This is a genomic window from Rhodovarius sp. (assembly GCF_040399605.1).
Lineage (GTDB): Bacteria > Pseudomonadota > Alphaproteobacteria > Acetobacterales > Acetobacteraceae > Rhodovarius > Rhodovarius crocodyli_A.
Genome location: NZ_JBBARU010000117.1, coordinates 1 through 7,333, shown reverse-complemented (window position 1 = coordinate 7,333; position 7,333 = coordinate 1). Strand labels below are relative to the sequence as shown.

The following is a 7,333-nucleotide window of genomic DNA, read 5'->3' as shown; positions in this document are numbered from 1 at the left end:
CTAGGCTCTGCCGTGAGCCCGCGCAGGGTCACGCTGCCCTCGCCCGAGCCCTGGTCATTGACCTCACCCTCGATGCTGAAATTGGCCAGGGAGGCCAGCACCTCACCACGGCCGCGCAGCACCAGATTGTCCAGGCTCAGGCTGGGCCTTCCCCTCGCCTGTCGGCCTGGCACGCGTTGCGCCACCGCGTCGCTGGCCAGCCCCGCCAGATTGATCCCTGAAAAACTGAAGCGGCCAATGCTCGCGCCATCAATCGGGTCCTCGGGAATATCTGTCATGGTGATATCGCTCACCTCGCCCCGGCTCAACTGGCCTGATCCGTAAGCGTTCAGCGCCAGCCGACCGATGGTGATGACCGGGCGGCCGGGGATGGTCACATTCTCCACCAGCAATTCACGCAGCTTCACGTCATCAGCCTGCTGGGCGGTGCCATCGGTGCGCTGATAGGCCACCAAACCACCCAGGGCGATCCGCCCAATGCGCAGAGGACCATCGGGTGTGGTCGTCACCACATCGCGGGCCACGAGGCTATCCACCCCATTGCTGCGCAGGCCACTGAGGCTGAGCGAGGCGATGGTGTTGCGCTCGCTGCCATGGCTGATCACCACCTCGTGCAGCGTCACGCCCTCAGCAGGGCCGGGCAGGGGCGTGGCGCGGGCAAAGCTCAGGCTGTTGCCAGCGCCCAGCAGGGCGCGCAATTGGGCCACGGCCGGGTTGTCCTGCCCCCGGACCTCCATGCTCATGCATAGGAGCGCTAGCAGGGCAAAGAGGCGCATGGACAAGTTCTCCGGCAGGTGACGAAACAGGCTAATGCAAGCCTGCCAGCAGACCAACCCTGGCGAAGCCCCGGCCGCGTGACCATCTACGCATCATGAGCCAGCTCCCCGCCAAACCTGCTGCCAGCGCCGCCGTGGCCGCCTTTCTGGCCCGGGTGAATAGCCTGCCTGTGAAGCCGGCGGGTGGCGCTCCCGGGCGGCTGCTGTTTCTCATGGACGCCACCGCCAGCCGTCAGCCGAGCTGGGACATGGCGTGCCATCTGATGGCCGACATGTTCCAGGCGACGCGCGATGTGGGCGGCCTCGCCATCCAATTGGCCTATTGGCGCGGCCATATGGAATTCGCCGCCACCCCCTTCCTGACCGACGCGGCGGAGCTGACCCGCCGCATGGCCGGGGTGCAATGCCTGGGCGGGCAGACCCAGATTCTCGCCGCACTGAGCCACGCCCTGGCCGAAACCAAACGCAGCCGCATCCATGCCTGTGTGCTGGTGGGCGATGCGCTGGAGGAGGCTCTGGACCCGATTTGCCACGCCGCCGGCCAAATGGGCCTGCATGGCACCCCCATCTTCGCCTTCCATGAGGGCGCCGAGCCGAAAAGCGCCGATGGCTTCCGCCAGATCGCCAGGGTGTCCGGCGGCGCCTTTGCGCCCTTCGATGCCGCCAGTGCCGAGGCGCTGCGTGATTTGCTGCGGGCCGTGGCGGTGTTCGCCGCCGGCGGGCGCCAGCAATTGGCCGCGCTGTCGGGCCAGGCCGCCCGGCGAATGCTGGCCCAACTGCCCGGGCCCGCGCGCTGATGGTGTGGCTGGTGGTGGGTTTTGGCGGGCTGCTGCTCCTCTATGCCACGCTGCGCGCCTTTGCCTATGCCACGCCGGGCCAGGCCAAGCAGGCGCTGGTGGTGGGCAGTGCTGCGCTGGGGCTGCTGGTGGTGGCGCTGCTGGTGCTCTCCGGCCGGGGCAATCTGGCATTTACGCCCGTGGTGCTCTTCGGCCCGGCTTTGTGGCGCTGGTATAAGGGCTGGCAGGCCAAGCAGGTCTTCTCCCGTGGCGCGGCAGAGGGCGAGACGGCGGTGGATACTGCCACGCTGGAAATGCGGCTCGACCTTGCCAGCGGCGAGATGCGCGGCCGGGTGAAGCGCGGCGCCTTCACCGGCCAGTCGCTTGCCGTGCTGACCTTGCCGCAACTGCTCGAATTGCTGGCCGATTGCCAGGCCGAGGACCCGGAAAGCGTTCCTCTGCTCGAGGCCTGGCTGGACCGGGTGGCGCCCGATTGGCGGCAGCCGGCGCAACCCATGGATCGCGCGGCGGCGCTGGAATTGCTGGGGCTGGTGGAAGGTGCCTCGGCGGTGGATATCCGCGCCGCCCATCGCCGGGCCATGCGGCAAGCGCATCCCGATGCCGGCGGCGATGGGGCGCAGGCCGCCCGGCTGAACGCGGCGCGAGATTTTCTGCTCGGCGATTGAGCGGCCCGGCGGGCTGACATAAATCGGTCTTCATTCGCCGTTATGTAGAACCAGTGACAACCCACCGCCGGCCATGGCACAGATGCCTGGCAATAGGAGAGCGCGTAATGCTGAAGCCGCTGAGAAAGGCCGTCCTTCCCGTTGCAGGCCTTGGCACGCGCTTCCTGCCCGCCACCAAGGCCACCGCCAAGGAAATGCTGCCGGTGGTGGATCGCCCGCTCATCCAATACGCGGTGGATGAGGCCCGCGCCGCGGGGATTGAGCAATTCTGCTTCATCACCGGCCGCGGCAAGACCGCCATCGTCGAGCATTTCGATGTCGCCTATGAGCTGGAACGCACCCTGGAAATGCGCGGTAAGGCCCGCGAATTGGCCGAATTGCGCGCCCAGCAGCAGGAGCCGGGCTCGATCATGACGGTGCGCCAGCAGGTGCCGCTGGGCCTGGGCCATGCCATCTGGTGCGCCCGCAGCTTCATCGCCGATGAGCCCTTCGCCATCCTGCTGCCCGATGACCTGATGCAATGCGACATCTCCTGCACCGCGCAATTGGCCGCGGCCTATCGTGAGACCGGTGGCAATGTCGTCGCTGTCGAGGAAGTGCCGATGGAGCGGGTGAATAAATACGGCGTGATCGATATCGAAAAGGATATGGGCCGCCTTGTCAGCGTGAAGGGCCTGGTTGAGAAGCCGCCTATCGAGGAGGCGCCCTCCAACCTTACCATCATCGGCCGCTATGTGCTGATGCCCGAGGTGATCACCCATCTCGCCAAGATGGAAAAAGGTGCTGGTGGCGAGATTCAATTGACCGATGGCATGGCCAAGCTGATAGGCCATCAGCCTTTCCATGGCGTGCGTTACGAGGGCCGCCGCTTTGATTGCGGCGACAAGATCGGCTTCCTGGAAGCGCAGATCGCCTTCGCCCTGAAGCGGCCGGAAATGGCCGCCCAGGTGCGTGAATTCCTCAAAACCTATAGCTGAGCCGGCGACGGCGAGGGGCATAGATCATGCATATCGCCATTGTTGGTGCCGGCTATGTCGGCCTGGTCTCCGCGGCCTGCTTTGCCGAATTCGGCGTGGATGTGTGGTTGCTGGACAGCGATGCCAGCAAGATCACCGCCCTGCGCGAGGGCCGGATCCCGATCTATGAGCCCGGGCTGGACCGCCTCGTGGCCGATAATGCCCGCGATGGCCGCCTGCATTTCTGCGACACGCTGGAAGAGGCGATAGCGGGGGCGGATGCCGTCTTCCTCGCCGTGGGCACGCCCTCGCGCCGGGGCGATGGCCATGCCGATCTGTCCTATGTCTTCGCCGCCGCCGAGCAGGTGGCCCGCGCCGCCCAGGGGCCGCTGACGCTGGTGACGAAATCCACCGTCCCCGTTGGCACCGGGGCGAAGATCGCCGCCCTGGTGCGGGCCATCCGGCCCGATATCTCGGTGGCCTCCAACCCCGAATTCCTGCGCGAAGGTGCCGCCATCACCGATTTCATGCGGCCCGACCGCGTGGTGATCGGCATCGAGCCTGGCGAATTGGGCGAGCGCGCGCTGGCCACCCTCAAGCGGCTCTACCGGCCGCTCTATCTCATTGAGACGCCGATTGTCGCCACCTCGCTGGAGACGGCGGAGATCATCAAATACGCCGCCAATTCCTTCCTCGCGATGAAGGTCAGCTTCATCAATGAGGTGGCGGATCTGTGCGAGCGTGCGGGCGCGGATGTGCATGATGTGGCGCGCGGCATCGGCCTTGATGGCCGGATTGGGCGAAAATTCCTCCATCCCGGCCCGGGCTATGGCGGCTCCTGCTTCCCCAAGGATACTCTCGCCTTCGCCAGAACCGCCCAGGATCTCGGCGCGCCGCTGCGGCTGGTGGAGGCCACCATCGCCGTCAATGAGGAGCGCAAATTCGCCATGGCGCGACGGGTGATCGCAGCGCTGGGTGGCGATGTGGCGGGCAAGCGCATCGCCATTCTGGGCCTGACCTTCAAGCCCGAAACCGATGATATGCGCGACGCCCCGGCCCTGGTGGTGCTGCCCGAACTCGCCGCCGCCGGCGCCCAATTGCACGCCTATGACCCCGAGGGGATGGAACAGGCGAAGCCCATGCTGCCCGCCGGCATAACCTATGCCACCACCGCCCTGGCCGCCGCGGCCGATGCCGATGCGGTGGTGCTGCTGACCGAATGGAACGAGTTCCGCGCGCTCTCGCCTGAGAAGCTGCGCGCGGTGATGCGCGGTGATGTGCTGCTCGATTTACGCAATGTCTACGACCCCGCGGCGATGCGTGCCGCGGGCTTCACCTATTCCAGCATAGGGAGGCCTTGATGGCCGCTTTCCACCACCGGTTCCATGCCACCTCGCTGCGCGAATACGATATCCGCGGCATTATCGGCGAAAGCCTGGGCGCCGAGGACGCTTTCGCCATTGGCCGCTGCTTCGGCAGCGTGGTGGCGCGTGCCGGTGGAACCAAGGTGGCGGTAGGCTATGATGGCCGGCTCTCCTCGCCCATGCTGGAAGATGCGCTGGTGCGCGGCCTGATGGCGAGTGGCATGGCGGTGCTGCGCGTGGGCCTCTGCCCTACGCCCATGCTGTATTATGCGGCCTATGCGCTTTCCACCGATGGCGCGGTGATGGTCACTGGCAGCCACAACCCGCCGAATTACAATGGCTTCAAATCGATGCTCGGCAAGAAGCCATTCTTCGGCAAGGATATTCTGGCACTGGGCGCCATGGCCGCCAGCGGCGATGTGGTGCCCGAGGCCCAGGGCAGCCAGAAGAGCGTGGATGTGGCGGCCGATTACGTCGCGCGCATGGTGCAGGATTATGACGGTGCGCGCGGCCTCAAGGTGGTGTGGGATCCGGGCAATGGCTCGGGCGGCGCCATCACCGAAATGCTGGTGAAGCATCTGCCCGGCGAGCACACCGTGATCAATGGCGAGATCGACGGCAATTTCCCCAACCACCACCCCGACCCCACGGTGCTGAAGAACCTCGAGCAGATCATCGCCAAAGTGGCCGAACTGGGCGCCGATCTGGGTATTGCCTTTGATGGCGATGCGGATCGTATCGGCGTGGTCGATGGCGAGGGGCATATGCTCTTCGGTGACCAATTGCTGGTGGTGCTGGCGCGCGACGTGCTGAAGAGCCACCCGGGTGCGACCATCATCGCCGATGTGAAGGCCAGCCAGGTGCTCTTCGATGAGGTGGCGAAGGCCGGCGGCGTGCCGTTGATGTGGAAGACCGGCCATTCGCTGGTCAAGCAGAAAATGGCCGAGACCGGCAGCCCTCTGGCCGGCGAGATGTCGGGCCACACCTTCTTCGCCGATAAATGGTACGGCTTTGATGACGCGCCCTATTCCGCCGTGCGGCTGCTGGGCATCCTCGGCCGCACCAGCGAATCACTGGCCGATATGCGCCGCGCCCTGCCCCAGGTGCTGAACACGCCCGAACTGCGCTTCAATTGCGCCGAGGAGCGTAAATTCGAGGTGGTGCGCGAGGTGCAGGCCCGCCTCGCCACCGAAGGTGCCGAGGTGCAGGCCGTCGATGGCGTGCGGGTCTTGACCGAGGATGGCTGGTGGCTGCTGCGCGCTTCCAACACCCAGGCCGTGCTGGTCGCCCGCGCCGAGGCCAGCACTGAGGCTGGGCTGGAGCGGTTGAAGGCATCGTTGGCGGCGCAGATCATCGCCTCCGGCCTCGAAGTGCCGGATTTCTCCGGCGAGAATGCCGGGCATTAGGTATTGGGTGCGCGATGCATTGCGGCGGAAACGCCGCATCATCCTCTCAGCCGATGAAGATGTAATCATATCCCTCGACCGAGCCATAGCCGGGCGTGGGTAACTGCGCCTGGGTCAGGCCGGAGAAAGTGACCGAGGTATCGACCAGCCCATTGCCATCCAGGTCACAATGCAAGGTGGCACCCTGGTAGCCGGATGCTCCCGCACTCGCCACCCAATTGAACTTGCTCACCCCGGGCTGATTGCCCCAGATCACCAGGCGATCCCCGGCCTGAAAATCGGCGATGGTCGACCAGGTGCTGGCGGTTGCGGCCGCCCGCCCATCAACGAAGAAGCTATCCGCCCCAGCACCGCCGGTGAGAAAATTCGACCCCGACCCACCATCGATGACATCATCGCCGGTACCAGCATTGACCGCATCATCACCCGCACCGGCATTGATGAAATCGGCCACCCTGGTGCCGATCACGATATCCTGGCCGCGCATGTTGAGCGCCTGGCTCCCCACCATCGGCAATTGCACCTCAACCCACGGCACGGGCCCGTCATAGGCCACGGCCTCGATCTCGGCCGCGGGGCTGCTGCCCTGCTTGACGGAGAATTCAAGGATATCGGTGACCGAAATGACCAGGGCCTGTTGCGCGGTGCTCGGCCCGCCATCGGTTGCAGTGATGGTGAGGTCATAGACATTATTCGCCCCGGCATCGCCTGGCTTCTCGAAATTGGGTGCGGCCTTGAAGCTGATCGCACCCGAGGTGTTGTTGAAACTGAACAGGCCCGCATCCGCCCCACCCAGCGCAAAGGTGACTGCCATGCCCTCCGGATCATAGCCGGTGATGGTGTAGATTGTGCCGGTGGCGTTTTCGGCGCAGTTCACCGCGGCCGCCGAGGTAATATTGGGCGCCTCGCTCAGATTGGTGATGGTGATGGCCACGGCCTTGGCCGGGCTGATCAGCGCACCATCGGAAGCGCTGACGGTGAAATCATAGACATTATTCGCACCTCTATCACCCGGCAGCTCAAAATTGGGCGCCGCCTTGAAGGTCACGGCACCGCTATTGCTGTCGATGTCGAATAGGCCCCCATCCATGCCGCCCAGAGTATAGGTCAGGGTGGTGGGCACATCAGGGTCGGTGCCGGTGGCGGTATAGACGGTGCCGATGACGTTCTCGGCAAAGCTTGCCGATGCCGCCGAGGTGACGCTCGGCCTTTCATTCACATCGGTGACGGCGATGGTGAGGGGCTGCGCCAAGCTGCGCAGGCTGCCATCCGAGGTGGTGATGATAAGCTCGTAGAGGTTATCCGCCCCGGCATTGCTAGGCTCAGGACTCATTGATCCAGAAGATGACGATGGCGGCCAGGGCGATGG

General features: G+C 65.2%; 7 protein-coding genes. 5 read left to right on the top strand and 2 right to left on the bottom strand.

Going from position 1 to position 7,333, the window contains the following annotated elements; genetic code table 11:
• Positions 1-743 (bottom strand): hypothetical protein (locus tag ABWP84_RS17640; protein WP_353213337.1); only part of this gene is annotated, 743 nt, incomplete at its 3' end.
• 128 nt (positions 744-871) lie between these two features.
• Here ABWP84_RS17640 and ABWP84_RS17635 point away from each other — a divergent pair.
• From ABWP84_RS17635 to pgmG, 5 genes are all read left to right on the top strand, one after another.
• Entirely contained in the window at positions 872-1,573 is a 702-nt protein-coding gene (locus ABWP84_RS17635) for a VWA domain-containing protein (protein WP_353213336.1), read from the top strand.
• Complete coding sequence (locus tag ABWP84_RS17630; protein WP_353213335.1) at positions 1,573-2,238, top strand: hypothetical protein; 666 nt, start codon at positions 1,573-1,575, stop codon at positions 2,236-2,238. The genes ABWP84_RS17635 and ABWP84_RS17630 overlap by 1 nt, the downstream gene beginning before the upstream one ends.
• Positions 2,239-2,345: 107 nt before the next feature.
• Positions 2,346-3,215, top strand: a complete 870-nt coding sequence (gene galU, locus ABWP84_RS17625) for a UTP--glucose-1-phosphate uridylyltransferase GalU (RefSeq protein WP_353213334.1) — start codon at positions 2,346-2,348, stop codon at positions 3,213-3,215.
• Between the two features lie 26 nt (positions 3,216-3,241).
• Positions 3,242-4,555 carry a UDP-glucose/GDP-mannose dehydrogenase family protein gene (locus ABWP84_RS17620; RefSeq protein WP_353213333.1) on the top strand — a complete coding sequence of 438 codons (1,314 nt, stop codon included), beginning with the start codon at positions 3,242-3,244 and terminating at the stop codon, positions 4,553-4,555.
• Positions 4,555-5,964 carry a phosphoglucomutase/phosphomannomutase PgmG gene (pgmG, locus tag ABWP84_RS17615; protein WP_353213332.1) on the top strand — a complete coding sequence of 470 codons (1,410 nt, stop codon included), beginning with the start codon at positions 4,555-4,557 and terminating at the stop codon, positions 5,962-5,964. The genes ABWP84_RS17620 and pgmG overlap by 1 nt, the downstream gene beginning before the upstream one ends.
• A gap of 46 nt (positions 5,965-6,010) precedes the next feature.
• On the opposite strand, the gene ABWP84_RS17610 is transcribed toward pgmG, so the two are convergent.
• Positions 6,011-7,297, bottom strand: coding sequence for a hypothetical protein (locus ABWP84_RS17610; protein WP_353213331.1), 1,287 nt, complete (start codon positions 7,295-7,297; stop codon positions 6,011-6,013).
• Positions 7,298-7,333 lie beyond the last annotated feature (36 nt).